The organism is Micromonospora sp. NPDC049282, assembly GCF_043197045.1.
In the GTDB taxonomy this organism is placed as follows: domain Bacteria; phylum Actinomycetota; class Actinomycetes; order Mycobacteriales; family Micromonosporaceae; genus Micromonospora.
Genome location: NZ_JBICSL010000019.1, coordinates 52,431 through 71,761, shown reverse-complemented (window position 1 = coordinate 71,761; position 19,331 = coordinate 52,431). Strand labels below are relative to the sequence as shown.

General features: G+C 71.9%; 14 protein-coding genes. 5 read left to right on the top strand and 9 right to left on the bottom strand.

Going from position 1 to position 19,331, the window contains the following annotated elements; all coding sequences use genetic code 11:
- The first annotated feature begins 49 nt into the window (after positions 1-49).
- From ACGFI2_RS25640 to ACGFI2_RS25625, 4 genes are all read left to right on the top strand, one after another.
- Complete coding sequence (locus ACGFI2_RS25640; RefSeq protein ID WP_393521491.1) at positions 50-4,264, top strand: HEAT repeat domain-containing protein; 4,215 nt, start codon at positions 50-52, stop codon at positions 4,262-4,264.
- Positions 4,265-4,307: 43 nt separating this feature from the next.
- Positions 4,308-6,092, top strand: a complete 1,785-nt coding sequence (locus ACGFI2_RS25635; RefSeq protein WP_393521489.1) for a RyR domain-containing protein — start codon at positions 4,308-4,310, stop codon at positions 6,090-6,092.
- Positions 6,082-6,594: a hypothetical protein gene (locus ACGFI2_RS25630; protein ID WP_393521487.1), complete on the top strand. Its 513-nt coding sequence runs from the start codon at positions 6,082-6,084 to the stop codon at positions 6,592-6,594. Before ACGFI2_RS25635 ends, ACGFI2_RS25630 begins: the two co-directional genes overlap by 11 nt.
- Positions 6,595-6,940: 346 nt before the next feature.
- Positions 6,941-8,422: an endo-1,4-beta-xylanase gene (locus ACGFI2_RS25625; RefSeq protein WP_393521486.1), complete on the top strand. Its 1,482-nt coding sequence runs from the start codon at positions 6,941-6,943 to the stop codon at positions 8,420-8,422.
- 109 nt (positions 8,423-8,531) lie between these two features.
- On the opposite strand, the gene ACGFI2_RS25620 is transcribed toward ACGFI2_RS25625, so the two are convergent.
- The 3 genes from ACGFI2_RS25620 to ACGFI2_RS25610 are packed head-to-tail and all read right to left on the bottom strand — an operon-like array spanning position 8,532 to position 11,418.
- Positions 8,532-9,524: a TIGR01777 family oxidoreductase gene (locus ACGFI2_RS25620; RefSeq protein ID WP_393521484.1), complete on the bottom strand. Its 993-nt coding sequence runs from the start codon at positions 9,522-9,524 to the stop codon at positions 8,532-8,534.
- 32 nt (positions 9,525-9,556) lie between these two features.
- A complete protein-coding gene (locus ACGFI2_RS25615; RefSeq protein ID WP_393521483.1) occupies positions 9,557-10,150 on the bottom strand; it encodes a hypothetical protein in 594 nt (197 codons plus the stop codon).
- Between the two features lie 35 nt (positions 10,151-10,185).
- A complete protein-coding gene (locus ACGFI2_RS25610; protein ID WP_393521482.1) occupies positions 10,186-11,418 on the bottom strand; it encodes an RNA-guided endonuclease InsQ/TnpB family protein in 1,233 nt (410 codons plus the stop codon).
- A gap of 25 nt (positions 11,419-11,443) precedes the next feature.
- Between ACGFI2_RS25610 and tnpA the strand changes: the two genes are divergently transcribed.
- Entirely contained in the window at positions 11,444-11,911 is a 468-nt protein-coding gene (gene tnpA, locus ACGFI2_RS25605) for an IS200/IS605 family transposase (RefSeq protein WP_393521563.1), read from the top strand.
- Here the strand turns inward: tnpA and ACGFI2_RS25600 are convergent.
- From ACGFI2_RS25600 to ACGFI2_RS25575, 6 genes are all read right to left on the bottom strand, one after another.
- Positions 11,897-12,064, bottom strand: a complete 168-nt coding sequence (locus tag ACGFI2_RS25600; protein ID WP_393521480.1) for a hypothetical protein — start codon at positions 12,062-12,064, stop codon at positions 11,897-11,899. The genes tnpA and ACGFI2_RS25600 overlap by 15 nt on opposite strands.
- A gap of 66 nt (positions 12,065-12,130) precedes the next feature.
- Positions 12,131-13,540: an FAD-dependent oxidoreductase gene (locus tag ACGFI2_RS25595; RefSeq protein WP_393521478.1), complete on the bottom strand. Its 1,410-nt coding sequence runs from the start codon at positions 13,538-13,540 to the stop codon at positions 12,131-12,133.
- Positions 13,541-13,590: 50 nt separating this feature from the next.
- A complete protein-coding gene (locus ACGFI2_RS25590; RefSeq protein WP_393521476.1) occupies positions 13,591-15,603 on the bottom strand; it encodes an ATP-binding protein in 2,013 nt (670 codons plus the stop codon).
- Positions 15,604-15,712: 109 nt separating this feature from the next.
- Positions 15,713-16,840 carry a cellulose binding domain-containing protein gene (locus tag ACGFI2_RS25585; protein ID WP_393521474.1) on the bottom strand — a complete coding sequence of 376 codons (1,128 nt, stop codon included), beginning with the start codon at positions 16,838-16,840 and terminating at the stop codon, positions 15,713-15,715.
- A gap of 11 nt (positions 16,841-16,851) precedes the next feature.
- Entirely contained in the window at positions 16,852-18,387 is a 1,536-nt protein-coding gene (locus tag ACGFI2_RS25580) for a cellulase family glycosylhydrolase (RefSeq protein WP_393521472.1), read from the bottom strand.
- Between the two features lie 90 nt (positions 18,388-18,477).
- Positions 18,478-19,323, bottom strand: a complete 846-nt coding sequence (locus ACGFI2_RS25575) for a LacI family DNA-binding transcriptional regulator (RefSeq protein WP_393521470.1) — start codon at positions 19,321-19,323, stop codon at positions 18,478-18,480.
- Between the last annotated feature and the right edge of the window lie 8 nt (positions 19,324-19,331).

The following is a 19,331-nucleotide window of genomic DNA, read 5'->3' as shown; positions in this document are numbered from 1 at the left end:
CTGATATTTTCGATAGTGCGGTCGCCAGCTACCCCTGGAGTTGCCGTTCATGAAGGTCTACATTTCGGCCACCCAAAAAGACCTGCTGGAATATCGCGCTGCCGTACACGCAGTGGCACGTCGTCTGGAGATCGACGACGTCGCCATGGAGGCGTACGGCGCCGACGTCCGGCCTCCGCTCGACCGATGCCTGGCCGACGTGCGCCGCTGCGACCTCTACATCGGACTGTTTGCCTGGCGCTACGGATTCCGCCCGCCGGGTCAGGAATCCTCCATCACCGAACTGGAGTACCGCGAGGCGCTCGCGGCCGGAAAACCCTGCCTGGTCTTCCTCGTCGCCGAGGAGACCCCCTGGCCGGTCGACCTGGTCGACCGGGGCGCCGACGGGGAACGGATCGTCGAACTGCGCCGCGAACTCAAGGAACGACACCTGTGCGCCTTCTTCACCAGCGTCGACGACCTGACCGCCAAGGTCACCGCGGCGCTGGCCGACGTACGCAGCGGACGTTCCCCCGCACGCGGACCCGCCGACCCGGACACCCACCTGCCCGAAGCCGTCCGCGTCCACTACTACAAGCAACTGGCGCTCAGATACCAGGCCGTCCCGGTCGACGCCGTCTCACCACTCCCCACCATCGGCTACCTCACCGTCGGGCTGCCGAAGGTGTTCGTCGAGCCCCGGGTGCACGAGGAGGCCCGCCCGGAGATGCCACTGGCCTGGTGGCGGTGGGCCGGCGCCACACCGGGCGGCGACACCGGCGGACTGCCCGGCGTGGTGAACCCGGAAGAGGTCGAACGACTCTGGGAGGAGTACGCGGCCAAGGACGCGCTCTCGTTGTTCGACGTGGTCTGCGACCCCGGCCGCCGGACGATCGTCCTGCTCGGCGACCCCGGCTCCGGCAAGTCGGCGGCCGCACGGTACCTGGCGTTGGCGCTGGCCGGAGCCTGCGACCAACCCCGACTCGCGGCGCTGGACCGGTACCTGCCCGTGCTGATCGAGCTGCGCTCCTACGCCGCGCACCGCGGCGACGGGCGCTGCGACGGCCTGCTCGACTACGTCGGCCACCGGCACCAACAGGGGCTGACCGGAATCGACCAGGAGGTGCTGGAGCCGTACCTGCGCCAGGGCGGCCAGGCCCTCTTCCTCTTCGACGGCCTCGACGAGGTGTTCGACCCGGCCCAGCGCGAAGAGGTGGCCGCGCAGATCGCCACCTTCGCCGACGAGTACCCGGGCGTGCTGTCGGTGGTCACCTCGCGGGCGGCCGGCTACCAGCGACACACCTTCGCCAACGCCGGCTTCGACCACTTCACCCTCGAGGACCTCGACGACGAACAGATCACCCAGTTCCTCGACAACTGGTACCGCTACGTGATGCCCACCCCGGCCGTCGAGGCGCAACGACAACGACGGCAGCTCCTCGACGTGCTGCGCGACTCCCGGGCGATGCACGAGTTCGCCGGCAACCCACTGCTGCTGATGCTCATGACGATCGTCGGTCGCAGCCACCCCCTGCCCCGCAACCGGCGCCGCCTGTACGCGCACGTCACCGACGTCCTCATCTCCGAGTGGGACGTGACCAAACAACTGCGCGAGAGCCACGGCGACGTACCCTCGCTGGACCTGCAGGCGAAGCGCCGACTGCTGTGCCATCTCGCATTCCGGATGCAGTTCCGGGAATCGGGACCGGCCGGCAACTACATCGACTCCGACGAACTGGCCCGTATCTTCCGGGACCACCTCGTCGCGTTCTACGGTTTCGAGAACGAGCGGGCGCTCGCCATGGCCTACTCGATGATCGACAAACTGCGCCAGCGAAGCTTCATCCTGGAACGGTACGGGCTGCGACTGTTCGGGTTCGTGCACCGCGCGTTCCTGGAATTCTTCTGCGCCGAGGAGATCGTGGACAGGATCGAGAACGACCCCGACGCCTGGGACCTCGACCGGCTCCGCGCCCTCTTCCGCGACCATTGGGCCGACCCGTCCTGGCGGGAGGTGCTCCGGCTCGTCGCCGGCGCGCTGCCCGCCCGGATCGCCAACGACCTGATCACCCTGCTCGCCACCGAGAGCACGCAACCCTGGCCGCCGCTGAACCTGACCGCCCCGCCCTGGAACCTCGTGCTTGCCGCGCAGTGCGTGGCCGAGACGCCACAGCCCGCCGAACTGACCGAAGCGGGCAACGCCGTGCTGCGCCGGGTCGTGCTGCTGGTCGAACACGGCATCTCCGTCGACGACCCCAATCTGGCGGACCTCACCGAACAGGAGCTGCTCTCCGCCATCCGGGCACTCGGGTCGAACTGGCCCGGCCGGCACACCTTCCTGAACTGGTACCGCCGCCGCGGCGTCCGAACCAGCTGGCGCTCCGGCTCCGCCTTCGCCACCCGGATCGCCGCGGCGCTGTCCACCCCCGAGGAATACCTGGAGGAACTGCTCGTCCGGGAACTCCAGCAGGGCCGCGAGCGGCAGGCCCGCCTCACCCTGGTCGCCGGGCTCGCCGAAGCCGCCGGCCGGCTGGACGCCACCGACGGCGGCCGCCGCCGCTACCGGGACCTGCTGATCGACCAGGCCCGAGCCGAGGTCTCCACCGCCGTCCGGCAGGCCGCCGTGCGAGCCCTGGTCACCCACTTCGGCGCCGACCTCGACCTCGCCGACGAGCTGCGCGACCTCGCCGACTCACCCGACCCCGCGGTCCGCGCGCTGGCCGTGCAGTCCCTCGGCGGTCGCGCCGAACTCACCGACGACATCCGCAGCGCTCTGCTCCGGGCCACCGAGGACACCGCCACGACGGTACGCCGAGCCGCCGTCGCCGTGCTCACCGCGCGCTGCACCGAACTGCCGGACGCACCCGGCACCCTCCAGCGACTACTCGCCACCGACCCCGATCCCGCAGTCGTGCAGAACGCGCTGACGGCCCTGCTGGCCCTGCCCGAGCACGCCGACACCGCCCGCACCCGCGCGCTGCAGCGAATGACCGGCGACTCCCCGGACGAGGTACGGCGCTGCCTGGTGACCAGACTTCTGCCGGGGCGCTCCGGCCCGGAGGAGACCGACCTGTTGCTGAAGCTGGCCGGCTCGGACGGCTCCGCCCGGCTCCGCGCCACCGCCGTGCAGCGGCTGGCGCTCGTACCGGATCCGGACGGACGCTGCCGGACCCGGCTGATCGACCAGATCGAACACGACGAGGACGCCTCCGTGCGGGCTGCCGCGGTGACCGCGCTGATCGACCGGGACAGCACCGACGAGACCTGCCGAACCGTGGTGGCGCACGCGGCTCGCGTCGACGAGGACGCCACGGTGCGCCTCGCCGCGGTACGCGCCCTGGCCGAGGCCCGCCTGGACCCCCGCACCGGAGAACTGCTGCTGGACAGCGCCCGACGCGACCCGACGGCGAGCGTCCGGCTCGCCGCCGTCGACCTGCTCACCGGCCGACAACTGTTCGGCCCCGCCACCCGCGACCTGCTCATCGGCCGGGCCTTCCAGGAGCGCGACGCGCTCGTCCGGCTGCGGGTCACCCGCAGCCTGGCCCGTCTCGCCGATCCGCCCGACCCCGCCGTGCGGGAGTGCCTGGCCGAACAGGTCAGTCGAGATCCCGACCCGAACGTGCTGCGCGCGGCCGCCGACGCGCTCGCCCGGCACGGCGAGGTCGCGGGCCTCGTGGAGACACTGTGCCGGCGGGCCCGCCGGGACAGCTACGTCGGCATCCGGCTGGCCGCGGTGCGGACGCTCTGCCGGTACGGCAGCCCCGACGTGGTGACCGACGTGCTGCTGGAATGCGTCGAGTCGGACACCGACCCGACCGTGTTCGACGCCGCGGTCTGCTGCCTGACCGAGCGGGGGACCGCCTCCATGGCGGTGACGCTGCGGCTGATGCGCCGCCTGGCCGACCAGGACCCGGCGATCCGGGCCCGCATCGCCGCCGCGCTCGGCGAGCACTTCGGCGCCGACCCCGAGGTTCAGGTGCTGCTCGTCGGACTGGTCCGCGACGACCCGGCCCTTGAGGTCCGGCGCCGGGCGGTGGAGCAGCTCGGCGCGACCCTGGCCGGCCGCGCCGGAGTGCCGGAGCTGCTGCTCCGGCTGGCCGCCGACGACGACTGGGAGATCCGCCGGACCGCGCTGCTCGCGCTGACCCGACACCACTACCGGAACCCCCGGACCCGAGAGCTGCTCATCCGGCTCGGCCGCCAGAAGGACGACGACAACGTACGGCGACTGGCCGGGCAACTACTGGCCACGCTGCCCGACACCACGCCCGACGACTTCCCGTGATCGAGCCCGCTCCGGACCGACCTCGTCAAATACCATCAACCTCATGACGGACCCGGTCGTCGGCTCGCCCCGCCAGACCGGGTGGTGGTTGCGAGGATTGTTCGGCCTCATCGGCCTGACCGCCCTCATCCTCGGCCACATCGGGTTCGAGAGCCTGCTCCGGGTTCGTCCGGACACCGTCCACGACCGCTACGACGTGCTCTACTACGACCTGCAACTCTTCGTCTTCGGCGCCGAACCCTTCCAGAACCCCGGCCCCTACCCCTGGCAGTTGCAGATCGCCCGGTTCGCCGCCCCGCTGTTCACCCTCCTCGCCGTGGCCGAGGCCGGTCGCCTGCTGCTGGCCGCCGAGAGCCGTCGCCTGCGCGCCCGACAGGCCCGTGGCCACGTCCTCGTCTGCGGCGACTCCCAGTTCGCCCACATGCTCGCCGACCGGCTCTTCGCCGACGGCGAGAGCGTCGTCGTCGTACGCTCCGTACCATTCGGTCCGCTGGAGTACCGCCGCCGCCGCTACCTCGGCGTGGTCGGCGACCCGACCAACCCGGAAGTGCTGCGCGGCGCCGGCCTGCCCCGGGCGCACACCATCTACGCCTGCAGCGAGGACGACGACCGCAACCACGCCATCGCCAACACCGCCAGCCGTCTCGTCCAGGACCGACGGGAACCACCCCGGGTCTACGTCCTGGTCCACGACTCCGAGATGTGCCTGGCGCTACAGGCCCGCCGACTCGGCGCGGCCGGATCCAGCCGGCTGCGACTGGACTACTTCCACGTCGACGACGTCGCCGCCCGCGCCCTGCACCAGCACCACCCGCTGCCCCACGTCACCGATCGACCTACCCGGGTGCTCATCGCCGGCACCGGCACCTTCCGCCGGGCCCTCCTGGTGGAGACGGCGCGGCACTGGCGAGCCTGCCGCGCCGACGCGCCACCGCTGCGCATCGACCTCGCGGCCCCGGACGCCCGCTCCGAACTCGACGTCGCGACGGCACGCTACCCGCTCCTGAGCACCGCCTGCCGGCTCACCGCACACGACGTCGACCTCGACGGCATCGTCACGCTGGACCGGCTCGGCCAGGGCAGCTACGACCGCATCTACGTCTGCGCGCCGGAGGAGGTCACTGGCCTGCAGTTCGTGCTGGACTCACCCGCCCTCTGGCAGGGCGCCCGGAGTTCGGTCTTCGTGCCGGTCTACCGGCAGGCGGCGCTCGCCGCGGCATTCCACGGCGACTCCCGTCACGACCTGCTCGACGAGGTGCACGGCAAGCTCCGCCTCTATCCGGTTCTGACCCGTGCCTGCGAGGCCCGGTTGATCGGCGACGACCTCACCGAGCGGCTGGCCCAGTTGATCCATGAGCGCTACCTCGAGGCCCAGCAGCGAGTCGGCCTGCGCCTCGGCGACGCCCCGGCGATGGTGCACTGGTCACGACTGCCCGAGTCGCTGCGGCGGGCCAACCGGGCCCACGTCCAGGACATCGCCGCGAAGCTGTTGGATCTCGGCTGTGTGGTGGCGCCCCGGCGCGGCGCCGGCGACGCTTCCGCCGGGCAGGCCATCGACGACCGGATCGAGGAACTCGCCCGCCGCGAGCACGAACGGTGGTGCCGGGAACGGCGCGGCGAGGGCTGGCGGTACGGCGTGCGCCGCGACGACCTGCACCAGCGCCATCCCGCCCTGCGGCCCTGGGACGACCTGCCTCCCGAGCTGAAGGAGCAGAACCGCGAGGAGATCCGGGCGCTGCCCGACGTGCTCTCCGACAGCGGGTTCGAGCTGATCCGACTGGCACCCTCGGTTCCGGCGCAGCGGAGCGGGCCGGCGGATGACGAGTGACGCCGCACCGGTCCGCGTCGGCGTGACCGGACACATCAACCTGACCCACGACACGGAGCTGCTCGTCGCCGACGCGCTCCGCGCCGAGCTGCGCCGGATCAGCGACCGGCCGGTGCACGGCGTCACCTGCCTGGCGGCCGGCACCGACCAGGTCTTCGCGCGCACGGTCCTGGAGCTGGGCGGCACGTACGACGTGGTGCTGCCGGCCCGCGACTATCGGGCCGCGGTGATCGGTCCGGAGCACTGGGCGACCTTCGACGAGTTGCTCGCCCGGGCGGGAGCGGTGATCCACACCGGGTACGACCTCTCGGGCACCCCCGCCTTCGTGGCGGCCAACCAGGAGCTGGTGCGACGGGTGGACCGACTGCTGGCGGTCTGGGACGGGGCGCCGGGCTGCCACGAGGCGTCGACCGACCGGACCATCGACTCCGCGCGCGGCCGGGGCATCCCGACCACGGTCCTCTGGCCCGCCGGGGCCCGCCGCGCGCCGTCCGGCGACTGACACGCCGGCCCGGTCCGGTGGTCCCCGCCGCCCGGCAGGCCGCCGACGGGGGCGCCGGCGGAGGGGCTCCCACTCCGCGACATGCCGTCGCGGATCGAATTGATTCGATATAGCATCGCGGCAGGGCAGCTTCACTCCGCACCGGCGCACGGCGCGGGGTGCACGCCATCCACCGGTGCGCCGGGCAGCCGGTGGATGGCCACCGATTCGGGCGCGGCCGGCTCGTCGCCGGCTCGACGCCGTCTGCGCGTGCTGGTCCAGTGAGCGCGGTGCTCCGGTCGTCGACCGTGCGGCTCCGTGTCTCGTGCGCCAACGGACCGGACGGAACACCGAGGAGAGAGCACAGATGAACGACGTACCCGCGCAACCGAAACACCGAAGCCGGGGTGCCGCCAGGCTGCTCGTCGGCGGGGCCTGTGCCCTGGCGATCGCGGTGTCCTCGATGGCCATGGCGACCTTCGCCCGTGCCGATCTGAGTGGACCGCCCGGGACCACGTTGAAGGCTGCCGCCGAGCGCAGCGGCCGATACTTCGGCGCCGCCATGGGAGGTGACCGGCTCAACGACTCGGGCTTCCTGACCATTGCGAACCGCGAGTTCGACATGATGACGGCCGTCAACGAGATGAAGCCGGACGCGACCGAGCCCAACCGGGGCCAGTTCGACTTCCGCGCCGGTGACGCGATCTACAACTGGGCCACCCAGCACGGCATGCGGGTCCGTGGTCACACGCTGGCCTGGCATGCTCAGCAGCCGAGGTTCTGGGGAAGTCTCAGCGGCAGCGCCCTGCGGACCGCGATGATCGACCACATCAACGGCGTGATGGCTCACTACAAGGGCAAGCTCGCCTACTGGGACGTGGTGAACGAGGCCTTCGCGGAGAACGGCAGCCGGCGGTCGTCGAACCTGCAGTCCACCGGGAACGACTGGATCGAGGTGGCGTTCCGGACGGCGCGCGCCGCCGACCCGAGCGTGAAGCTCTGCTACAACGACTACAACATCGAGAACTGGACGTACGCCAAGACGCAGGGCGTCTACAACATGATCAAGGACTTCAAGGCCCGCGGCGTCCCGGTCGACTGCGTCGGCCTGCAGACCCACTTCACCGGTGGCAGCTCGCTGCCGGGCAACTTCCAGCAGACGCTGTCCAGCTTCGCCGCCCTCGACGTCGACGTGGCGCTGACCGAGGCCGACGTCACCAACGCCTCGACCAGCCAGTACCAGGGCCTGACCCAGGCATGCGTGAACGTCCCGCGCTGTGTCGGCATCACGACGTGGGGCATCCGGGACAGCGACTCCTGGCGCGGCAGCGAGAACCCGCTGCTGTTCGACCGCAACAGCAGCCCCAAGGCGGCGTACACCGCCGTCCTCAACGCGCTGAACGCCGCCTCCACCACGGTGCCGGGCACCACCACCCCGCCGCCGACCACCGTGCCGCCGACCACGGTGCCACCGACCACCGTGCCGCCGACCACGGTGCCACCGACCACGGTGCCGCCGACCACGCCGCCCGCGACCGGGCAGCCGGGTGCCTGCACCGCGACGTACCGCATGATCAACAGTTGGAGCGGCGGCTTCCAGGGAGAGGTCACCGTGGCCAACAACGGCTCCGCCGCCCTCAGCGGCTGGACCGTACGGCTGACGCTGGCCGGCGGGCAGACCCTCGCCAACGTCTGGAACGGCATCAACACCGGCACCAGCGGGGCGGTCAGCGTTCGCAACGCCGACTACAACGGGTCGCTCGGCGGGAACGCCTCGACCACCTTCGGCTTCCTCGTGAACGGCAGCAGCAACGCGGCACCCGGCAACCTCTCCTGCACCAGCCCCTGACCGGGAACCCGCACAGCCCGTGTCCGGACGCCGGCCGGGCCCGGAGCCGCCGGCTCCGGGCCCGGTGCGGTCGGCCGCCATCACGGCGATGACCACCGATGCCGCCGGTTCAGCGTGTGTCGGACACCCGGCCGTGGTGGCGGACTTCGGCGCGAGGCCGCTGGTTGCGGCGACGCCGTGACGTCAGGTCCACGGCCGCGGCCCGCCATCGTGGATGGACGAAGGTAAATCCGGCGGCGGACAGCCGCCCAGGGGTCACCCGCCGGCTCTTCAGCAGCAGCTCGGTGTCGGTCCGGATCGCGAGAGCGCCGACCTCCGCCATCCATCCGGTGGCCGGCAGGCCGACCGGCATCCGCCAGGCCGACCGCAGCTCTCGCATGAATTCCCGCTGTGGCAGCGGGTCCGGCGCGGCGAGGTTCACGGGCCCGGTGAGGTCGTCACGGTCGATCAGGAATCGGACCGCGCGGACGAAGTCCTGGTCGTGGATCCACGAGACGTACTGCCGGCCACCCGCGACCGGTCCGCCGAGTCCGAGCCGCGCGAGCCAGCTCAGCACGTCGAACACGCCACCGCGGTCAGGGCTCATCACCATCGCCGAGCGGAGGGCGACCTTGCGCGTGTGCGGAGTCGCCGCCCGCTCCTGTGCGGCTTCCCAGTTCCGGGCGATCTCGACGCTGTAGGCCCAGTACCCGGGCACGCCCCGCTCGTCGCCGCCGATCCGGCCGTCGTGCTCGTCGTTGGCCCCGTCGAAGCGGTGCGCGTAGATCGTCGCGGTGCTCATCTGCATCCACAGCTTCGGCGGTCGGGCCGCCCGGGCGATGGCCTCGCCGACGACCCGCGTCGACTCCACCCGCGAGTTCATCATGGCTTCGAGGTTCGCTGCGGTGTACCGACAGCTCACACTGCGCCCGGCCAGATTGATGACCACGTCGCTGCCGTTGATCTCCGTGGCCCAGTGGCCGAGCGTGCGGCCGTCCCAATGAACCTGACGCCCGCCCTTCGGCGAGCGCGTCAACAGCACGACGTCGTGGCCCGCCGAGGTCAACGCCCGATCCAGGATCGTGCCGACCTGCCCGGTGCCACCGGGAATGACGATCTTCATGATCCTCCGTGGCAAGCGCTATTTGAACACGTTCAACTCGAACGTACACCGGGGGAGGACGACTGGTCCATCGCCTCCTGGGCGCCGAGATGCCAGGGACGGGGCGTGCCTGACCTGACCACTCCCGGTGGCGCCACCGCCCCGGCGGACCGTTCCACCGCGCCGGACCGGAAGCGGCTCCACCGGTACAGCACGGTCAGCAGGCCGCCGGCGAGCACCGGGATCACCAGCGTGGCCCCGCCGAGCACCGCCCACGCGCCCGATCGCCCGCCGCCCAGGTGCGGGACCGCCACGGCCGCCACGGCGCCCAGCGTCAGCGCCCCCCAGCCGAACACGAGAGCCGTGGCCGTCCCGTGGTCCCGGAGCCACCGGCGCGCGCCACGGTCGCGGCGGGCCCGCAGTGCCGGCAGGACCTCGTCCAGCAGGAGCCGCAGGGCCCGGTCGAGCGCCGCCGGATCGGCCGGCGACGGCTCGGCACCCTCGCGTACGACGCGGCGCAGGGTGCCGCGGACCTTGACGACCGGATCGTCGGCGGGCACCTCGTCCGGTGGCCACTGCTCGTCGAACCGGCGTCGCCGCACGCTGCGGACGGTGGCCCAGGTGACCATGGCGACCGGGACCGGCATGCCCAGCAGCCATCCCAGTTGACATCCTTTCCGCCCTAGAGGACGGAGATTCCCTCCACGCTGCGGGTGGAACGCGCAACGTCCGGGTGGGTTACCGCTTCTCTGCGCGGTGCCGGGACGAGTCCTGGTCTTGCCTGCACTCCACGGTCGTTGAAGTCCGCCTGTCCGGCGGCCTTGATGTTCCTCGCCGCGTTGACGTCCCGGTCGTGGTGACTGCCGCACGGGCAGTCCCACTCCCGGACGTTCAACGCCGTCTTCTCGTTGATCCGGCCGCAGTCGGAGCACATCCGGGTGGACGGGAGGAACCGGTCCACCCGGCCGAAGGTACGCCCGTACCGGGCCGCTTTGTACTCCAGCATGCCGGTGAAGCTGGCCCATCCGGCGTCGTGCACGGATTTGGCGAGCCGGGTCCGGCCGAGACCGACGACGCACAGGTCCTCGACGTACACCGCTTGGTTGTCGCGGATGATCGCCGTGGACAGCTTGTGCTGCCAGTCGCGCCGGGTGTTGGCCACCCGCGCATGAGCGCGGGCGACCTGAGTAACGGCTTTCTTGCGGCGGTTGCTGCCCTTCTGCTTCCGGAAGAGGGCCTGCTGCAACCGCTTGAGCTTGCGGGCCGCGCGGCGCAGGAACTTCGGCGCGCTCACCTTCGTCCCGTCGGACATGACCGCGAAGTGGGTCAGCCCGAGATCGATGCCGATCTCCGGCTCGACCGGCGGCAGCGTCTCGTCCTCGCCGATGGTCACGACGAACGAGGCGAAGTACCGGCCTGCCGCGTCCTTGATGATCGTGACGCTGGACGGATCCGAGGGCAGCGACCTGGACCAGCGGACCGGCAGGTCGCCGATCTTCGGCAGCCGCAGGCGGCCGTTGTCGAGGATCTTGAACCTGCTGTTCATGGTGAACCGGATCGCCTGCCGGTTGTCCTTGCGGGACCGGTACCGGGGTGGGGCGACCTTGCGGCCCTTGCGCTTGCCGGACAGCGAGTTGAAGAAGTTGCGGTAGGCGGTGTTCAGGTCCGCGAGGGCTTGTTGCAACACCACGGCGGACACCTCGCCCAGCCAGGCCCGGTCCTCGGTGGCCTTGGCCGCTGTGATGATCAGCTTCGACAGGTCGCCGTCCGAGATGTATTTCTCGCCTGCCTCGCGGGCCTGCTGACGCAGCCGCAGCGCATCGTTGAAAACCACGCGGGCACACCCGAACGCCTGCGCCAGCGCGGTGCGCTGGGCGGCGTCCGGGGTGACCCGGAAGTTGTAACGGAGCTGCATGGACGACATTGTGCCATGTTGGTTTATGGTCGAACTTCAAGGCATCCGCACTGGCAGGCACTGTGTTTTTGCCATGCATGTCCATTTGGTTTTCGTGACGAAGTTCCGGCACAAGGTGTTCGCTGACCGGCACCTGACCCGCATGGAAGCGATCATGCGAGACGTGTGCGCCGACTTCGAGGCCGAGCTGGTCGAGTTCAACGGCGACAACAACGTCCACCTGCTGGTCAACTTTCCGCCCAAGGTGGCCGTGGCCCGCCTGGTCAACAGCCTCAAGGGCGTATCCTCCCGCCGCCTGCGACAAGAGTTTCCCGACCTGGTGCGCTACTACTACCGTGCCAACAAACTCTGGTCCGGCTCGTACTTCGCCGGGTCCGTCGGCGGCGCGCCGCTGAGCGACATCAAGCAGTACATCGAGCAGCAGAACCGTCCCGGTCAAGGCACTGCTCGGGCCTGGCGGCCCTCCCAGCGCGGGCCTTCACCCCCGGCCTGAAGGCCGGAGCACTGGCCCGCATTCCGGTAGCAGGTAGGACAGGAGGGTGCTGATGAAGACCGTGGCCATCACCAGCGTGGACCACACGCCGAGCGTCAGCAGCGCCGGTGGCTCGCCGCCAGGCTGCGTGGTCACCGACGCGAACCAGGTCACGCACGTCGATGCTATGCGACCGGGCCAACCGGTGTCGTCCGTCCGGCGGCCGGCCGGCGGGTGTCCTCATCTCAGCGCCTCGAGAAGTTCGCCGCGGGACGGGCCCGGTAGCGGGTAACGGCCGGCGCCGCCACCGAGCGCGAGGGCCCGGTCGAGCACGCCGGGCGCGGCGAACACCTCGTCGGGTGTGGCGATGAACGAGGCGAGGGCGGTGTGCGCCCGGGTCAGTTCCGGGTCGGCGAGGCTCGCCGCGAACAGCGCCGCACCGGCCTGCCAGCGCGGGTCGGCCGTGCGGTACGGCTGCCCCGCCGCGTCGGCGTCCAGTTCGGCGAGACGATGCCGGTCGTACCACAGTGTCGCCCGGTAGAGCGGTTCGACCGTCCGTGTGGTGGCCTCGTCGAACCGGCGGGCGAACGTGTCGTGGTCTCGCGGATCCGTCTCGCGCAGCAGGTCCCGCAGCAGGATCGCCTGGATCAGCGCCATCGACGCCCCGCGCCCCAGTGACGGGTTGGTGCAGGCGCAGGCGTCCCCGACCGGCACCACGCCGGTGGCCACCGGTCGGCCGTCGACGACGAGCCGGCGGTGGCGGTCCTCGATGCCGGCCATGACGTCGACGCCGGAGATCGGCTCGCCGTCCGCCCAGTGCGCCGCGAGCGGGTAGCGGGTGAGCGCGGCGTGCCAACGGTCCGGATCCCGTAGCGGGCGCAATGCCCGGTCCCGGCCGCTCGTGGTCAGCACGACGCTCCAGGTGTCGTTGTCGCCGGGCAGCGTCAGGACCGACAGGGAGTCGTAGTGGTGCAGGAAGTTCGTCAGCGCGGCGGGCAGCCCACCGGAACGCGACCGGAAGTGCCGGGCGTAGTACCGGAAGCCGGAGTCCTCGCGCTGCTCGAACGGCGGGTGCGCGCCGGTGGCGGACAGCCACGCCCCGAGCGCCGAACGCCGCCCGCCGCAGTCCACGACGAGGTCGGCGGGGACGGTCCCGCCGCCGGTGGTCAGCACGCCTGTGACATGCGGTGTGCCGGGCCGCCGGTCGGTGGTGAGGCCGGTGACGGCGACGCCGCGGCGGATCGTCACGCCGGCCGTCTCGGCCGCGCCGGCGAGCACGGCCTCCAGCACGGGGCGTCGGGCGGTGACCGTGTCGAACCGGGCGTCGCCGGCGCGCAGCGGGCCGCGCCGCGCCTCGGGCAGCGCCGCCAGGGTGTTGATCCGCAGTGCTCCGGCGGTCAGCAGCGGGCCGGCGACGTCGGGCAGGTGCGCCCGGATCAGCGCCCACCAGCGCGGGAGCATGAAGTGCGGCAGGTGGAACTGGTTCACGCCGTGCCGCTGCCAGCCGTCCCACGCGGTCCCGGCGTGTGCGACCGGCGGCGGCTGCGCGGGATCGCGTTCGAGCACCGTCACCCGGTGCCCGTCGTCGGCGAGCAGCATCGCCGTGGTGAGGCCGGCGAGGCCGGCGCCGGGTACGAGAATGTGGGCCATGCCGGGAAGGATCGGTCCGGGTGGTGCTCACTCTCCAGACCACTACCTGCTCAATCTCCGCCCAGCCGCGGGTCCCGGACGGTCCCGATCTCCACCGCCCACAACAGTTCCGTCACCGCGTCGATGGCCCGGGCCAGGTGGCGACGGTACGTGCTGAACGGCAGCCCGAGCAGATCGGCCGCGATCTCCTGGCTCGGGGCGGGGCGGACGAAGGTGCGGGTGAGCACCGCGCGCAGCCGTTCCCCCCTGGGCTCGGCGGCCAGCCGGTCCACCGCCGCCAGCAGACTCGCCCGCAACGCGGCCGGTTCACCGCCCAGCACCGTGCCGAGCAGCGGATTGCCGGCCAGTCGCTCCGGGCGGCCCAGCCGCGGCAGGGCGGAGCGGACCGCCGCGGCGAACGCGGCCCGGTCCAACGGCGGCGGCAGCAGCGCCGAGTCCGGTGGCGGGCCGGTGCCGCCCGAGTGCTCCCGCTCGGCCATCAGGTCCCACCAACGGTCGGCGGGGAAGCGTCGCCAGTCGTGCCCGTACCCGATGTGTCGCTGCCCGTCGACCTCCACCGCCACCAGCGGCCGGAAGCCGAGGTAGTCGAAGAACGGCGCCCAGTATCCGGTGTCGCTGACCGTCAGGAACGACCAGGCCGACGCCTCGGTCGACCAGTTGATGATCGAGGTGACCGAGCCGGCGAGCACGGCGTGCGGGTCCCGCTGCTGCTCGTGGAGCCCGGCCAGGAAACGGGCGATCTCGACGCGTTCGCCGGGCCGCGTCGGCGCGGTGCGCGCCACCTGGTCGAGCACCGCGCGCACCACCGGGTCCTGCTGCTCCAGCGCCGAGCCGCTCGGGCAGAACACGTGGTACACGAGGGCGACGGCCCCTGCCTCGGTGCGGGCCACGTTGAGATGCTCGGGCGCCTCGGCGAACCACCGCGCGGCGAGTCCGGCACTGGCGACGCCGAGCGCTCGCTCCACCATGGCCACGAGCGGGCCGTGCTCCTCGGGCCGGGCCGGTGTGACCGCGGCCGATCCCGACGCGCGCAGGCCGTGGTACGCGGCCGTCAACGGACTGCGCCGGTGCAGGTACGCCAGGTGCTGGGCGAGCAGCTGGCGGTCCATGCCGCCGGCCGCCCGGATGCCGGCGAGCACGTGATCGTGGATGGCCCGGTGCAGTGACCGGTACCGGGCCGGGAAACGCCGTTCGAACTCCGCGTCCAACACGTCCCGGGTGAGGTCGTGCGGGCTGAGCCCGGTCGGCCGGCTGACGACGAAGGGCCGCCGGCACAGCCACGCCCAGACGTCCGGCGCCGCGTCGCCGACCGTCTCACGCAGCAGGTCCTCCGTGGTCAGCCACGCCATCGCGCAGGTGGCCAGGCCGACCGTGTGCGCGTCCGACGGCGCGTCACGCGACAGCGACTCCAGCAGCACGGTGATCAGATCCGGCACCTCGGCCAGGGTTTCCGGGACCGTACCGGCCAGGGCCACGTCGGCGAGCAGCGCCAGGGCGAGCGGGTGGCCCCGCCCCAGCCGGGTCAACCGCTCCCGGTCGGCCGGCGCGACCCCGGCGCGGGCCAGCAATTCGGCGCTGTCGGCGTCGTCGAGGTGACCCAGCGGGTGCACGGCCACGACCTGGCGCCAACCCGGGTCGGTACGCCAGGCCGGTGCGGGCGGGTCGCGACCGGCGAGCACCACCACGTCACCGGCCGGTAGGGACGGGATCAGCTCCCGGCGCAGCCAACCGTCGATCGGTGCGAGCTGCTCGTACCCGTCGATCAGCAGGACCGTGCCGTCTCGGGCGCCCCCGGTCGGCAGGGCCGCCGTCAGCGCCTCGGGCGATGGTTCCAGCTCCCGCCCGTCCAGCAGCACGGTGACCCGGCCGGCGTTCCTGGCCCGGGCGCGCATCTCCAGCAGCAGCGTGGACTTGCCGATGCCGCCCGGCCCGTGCAGAAACAGCACCCGCCGCGCCGAGCGCCCGGCGAGGGCCGCCAGGTAGCCGGCGAGTTCGGTCCGGCGACCGACGAAGGCCCGCCGCCGGGCACTGTCCACGACGTCGGCAAAGCTGTTCGCCTCCACCCGCCAAGTGTCGGCCAGAGCAGGGCCGACCGCCAGCATCCGGGCGGCCTGCGCGAGCCTGGCGGGGTGTGGGCGCGGCCGTGCCCGCCGCACCCACACCCGCCGGTGGTCAGCTGACCGCGCAGCTGACCGCCGGTGCCGCCGGGTTGCCGCCGGTCGAGGACGCCAGGAAGCCGAAGCCGGCGGAGGCGCCCGGTGTCAGGCCGCCGTTCCAGCTCACGTTCCGTGCGGTGACCGTCGTGCCGGCCTGGGTGACCGTGGCGTTCCAGGCCTGCGAGACCTGCTGTCCGCTGCCGAGGCTCACCGTCGCGGTCCACGCCGTGGTGGCCGCTGTCGTGTCGTTGCGGACGCTCACCTCGCCCTGGAAGCCGCCGGTCCACTGCGAGACGATCCGGTAGGTCGCCGTGCACCGTCCGTTGCCGGGCGGGGGTGTCGACGGTGACGGCGACGGGGTCGGGGTGGCCGAGGGGGTCGGGCTCGGCGACGGGGTGGGCGGGACGGCGCCGCCGAGCACCCGCGCGAGCACGGGTTGGAAGCGGTTGGCCATCTTCCGGAAACCCGCGTCGTTCGGGTGCACCCCGTCGCCGGTGTCCGTGGCCGCGTCGAAGCCGGTCCACTGGTCCACGACGACGATCGGTGACTGGGCGGTGGTGAGAGCGGCGGCCCAGCCGGGGATCCGGTTGTTGAGCGTGACGGTGTCGGCGGGGCAGGTGGCGCAGCCGTGGTGCGGGATGATCTGCGACACGATGATCTTCATGGCGGGGTTGTTCGCCCGCATCTGCCCGACCAGTTTGGTGAATGCGGCGAGGATCGTGTCCATCGACTGCCAGCCGCCCCAGAGGTCGTTCGTGCCGAGGTGCATCACGACGACGTCCGGCCGTGCCGCGCTCAACCAGGGCGGGAGCTGGTTGTTGTCGGCGATGCCGACGGCGGAGAAGCCGCCGTGGCCCTCGTGGTCGCCGTCGTAGGAGAAGCCGTAGTTGCAGCTTCCGCCGTCCGAGGCGCTGCCGACGAAGTCGATGTTCGAGTAGCCGGCGGCCCGCAACTGGTTCCAGAGCAGGGCGCGCCAGCAGCCGGGGCCCGCGGTGATCGAGTCACCGAGCGGCATGATCCTGGTCGCCGCCGCCGCCGCCGTGTGGGGCGCCGACCGCACGGGGGTTCCCGGGAACGTCACCGTGAGCGCCAGGGCCGCGGTGATCGCGGCCAGCACCGCGTACCGAAGGGATTGTCGTGTCATCGGGAGCCGCCCTACGGCGTCACGGTGAGCAGGTGGGCCCGGTAACCCTCGCCGTAGCTGCGGGTGGGGGTGCCGTTGTAGTCCTCGATCAGCACGTTGCCCCCGCTGCACCCCCACGGGTTCCAGGTCCACGCGGTGTAGCCCAGCCGGTTGCGGTCCAGCCAGGTCATCAACCGGTCGATGTAGTCGTGGGCGCAGGTGTCCTGGCCGATCTCGCCGGCGTGCACCGGCACCTGCGCGGCCACCGGCGCGATCTGCGTGTCCCAGCAGGTCTCGGTGACACAGGCGTTGAAATTGTACGAGTGCCACGAGGCGACGATGTTGTTGCGCGGGTCGGTCGGCTTGAAGGCCAGCCACTGGGTCAGGTCGTTGGTCCAGGTCAGGCCCGGCACCAGCAGCACGTTGGTGGCGCCGGTGGCGCGTACCGCGTCGACCAGGTTCTGCATGCCGGCCACCTGGTAGTCGATGCCGGTGCAGGTGCCGCCGTCGCGCAGGCACCGCCACGCGGCCGTCATGTCCGACCAGTTGTTGGCGGCGTCCGGGTAGGGCTCGTTGAACAGGTCGAACAGCACCGCGTCGTTGCCCTTGAACGCGTTGGCCACCCCGGTCCAGAACTGCGGCGTGTACTGCCGGCTGGGCATGGGCTTCTGGCAGGTGGCGTTCACGTCGGAGCAGGCCGAGATGTTGCCGGTGTACTGGCCGTGGGTCCAGTGCAGGTCCAGGATCGGGTTGATCCCGTTGGCGACCAGCAGGTTCGCGTAGTCCTTCACGGCCTGCTGGTAGGCGGCGCCGCTGGGCGAACCGGAGAGGCCCAGCCAGCAGTCCTCGTTGAGCGGGATCCGGACCGCGCGGATGTGCCACGCCTTCATTGCGTCGACCGAGGCCTGGTCGACCGGGCCGCTGTCCCACATGCCCTTGCCCTGCACGCAGGCGAACTCCCCGCTGGCCCGGTTGACGCCGAGCAGTCGGTAGGTCGCCCCGCCGGCCGTCACCAGTCGGTTGCCGGAGACCCGCAGGCTGGGCGCGGCGCCGCCCGGCGGTGGGGTGGTGGGCGGCTTGGTCGTCGGCGGCGTGGTGGTCGGCGGGGTGGTGGTCGGCGGGCCGGTGGGCGTGGTCGGGGAGGGCGTGGTGACCGCGCCGGTGCAGGTCGTGCCGTTGAGCGCGAACGAGGTGGGTACCGGGTTCGCGCCGCTCCACGATCCGTTGAAGCCGATCGTGGTCGACGCGCCGGTGCCCAGCGAGCCGTTCCAGCTCAGGCTGACCGCCGACACCCGGGTGCCGGACTGGGACCAGGTGGCGCTCCAGCCCTGGGTGACCCGTTGGCCGGCGTTGGGGAAGTCGAACGTCAGGGTCCAGCTGGTGAGCGCGGAGCCGAGGTTGGTGACGGCGACGTTGCCGCTGAAGCCGCCGGTCCACTGGCTCTGCACGGTGTAGCCGACCGCGCATCCGGTGGTCGCGGCCGAGGCGGGAAGCGTGACCGCCAGCAGGCTGGTGGCCATCAGGGTGCCGGCTGCCGCCGACGCCAGCAGGGCATGACGACGTGTCATGGATGCTCTCCTAAGCGATAGAGGGGAGCGTCGATGGGAGCGCGCCTCGGAGCTTTGTTTATTAACCTCATTAAGTCAAGCTGATCGATGTCACACCGGTGGCGCGGCGGTCGTGCCCCGGGCGACCACGGTCTCGGTCGCGCACCACCGTTCCGGCACCGACTCGCCGTCGACCAGCCGCAGCACGGACTCGCCGACCAGCTCGCCGAACGTGTGCACATCGAGGCTCATGGTGGTGAGCGCGGGCGATGCCAGGCGGCAGAGGCTGGAGTCGTCCCAGGCGATCAGGCTCAGGTCGCCGGGCACCCGGACGCTCGACTCCTTGGCCGCGTGCAGGCCCGCGACCGCCATCAGGTCGTTGTCGTAGATGATCGCGGTGGGCGGATCGCCCCCGGTCATCAGCTGGGCGGTCAGCCTGGCCCCGGCCTCCTCCGAGTAGTCGCCCTCCACGACGACGGCCTCGACGGCGGCGTCGGCCGCGGCGGTCAGCATCGCGGCCGTGCGGGTCCGGGTGTGCAGGAGCGCGCCGGGCCCGCTGATCCGGGCTATCCGGCGATGCCCGAGATCGGCCAGGTGCGCGAGAGCCGCGCGCATCGATCCGGCGTCGTCGCGGCGGACCGCCGGATTCCCCCGGGTCGGCTCACCCGCCACCACGACGGGCAGGCGCAGCTCCCGCAGCACCGCCGGCCGGGCGTCGTCCACCGACGGGTTCACCAGCACGACCGCGTCGACCAGCCGCTGCCGCGCCCAGCGGCGGTACGCGTCGATCTCGGCGGCGTGGTGGGCGACGACGTGCAGCAGCACCGATCGCCCGTCCGTGGCGAGCCGCTCCTCGATGCCCGCGATGAACTCCATGAAGAACGGCTCCGTGCCGAGCAGGCGGGGTGGCCGGGCGAGCACCAGGCCCACCGCGCTCGTACTCCACGCGTCGTCCACTCCGTCCG

What these genes read in the sequence shown, in the direction of transcription:
- ACGFI2_RS25640 (WP_393521491.1), top strand. Translation starts at nt 50, where the DNA reads ATGAAGGTCTACATTTCGGCCACCCAAAAAGACCTGCTGGAATATCGC.
- ACGFI2_RS25635 (WP_393521489.1), top strand. Translation starts at nt 4,308, where the DNA reads ATGACGGACCCGGTCGTCGGCTCGCCCCGCCAGACCGGGTGGTGGTTG.
- ACGFI2_RS25630 (WP_393521487.1), top strand. Translation starts at nt 6,082, where the DNA reads ATGACGAGTGACGCCGCACCGGTCCGCGTCGGCGTGACCGGACACATC.
- ACGFI2_RS25625 (WP_393521486.1), top strand. Translation starts at nt 6,941, where the DNA reads ATGAACGACGTACCCGCGCAACCGAAACACCGAAGCCGGGGTGCCGCC.
- ACGFI2_RS25620 (WP_393521484.1), bottom strand. Translation starts at nt 9,524, where the DNA reads ATGAAGATCGTCATTCCCGGTGGCACCGGGCAGGTCGGCACGATCCTG.
- ACGFI2_RS25615 (WP_393521483.1), bottom strand. Translation starts at nt 10,150, where the DNA reads ATGCCGGTCCCGGTCGCCATGGTCACCTGGGCCACCGTCCGCAGCGTG.
- ACGFI2_RS25610 (WP_393521482.1), bottom strand. Translation starts at nt 11,418, where the DNA reads ATGCAGCTCCGTTACAACTTCCGGGTCACCCCGGACGCCGCCCAGCGC.
- tnpA (WP_393521563.1), top strand. Translation starts at nt 11,444, where the DNA reads ATGGTCGAACTTCAAGGCATCCGCACTGGCAGGCACTGTGTTTTTGCC.
- ACGFI2_RS25595 (WP_393521478.1), bottom strand. Translation starts at nt 13,540, where the DNA reads ATGGCCCACATTCTCGTACCCGGCGCCGGCCTCGCCGGCCTCACCACG.
- ACGFI2_RS25585 (WP_393521474.1), bottom strand. Translation starts at nt 16,840, where the DNA reads ATGACACGACAATCCCTTCGGTACGCGGTGCTGGCCGCGATCACCGCG.
- ACGFI2_RS25580 (WP_393521472.1), bottom strand. Translation starts at nt 18,387, where the DNA reads ATGACACGTCGTCATGCCCTGCTGGCGTCGGCGGCAGCCGGCACCCTG.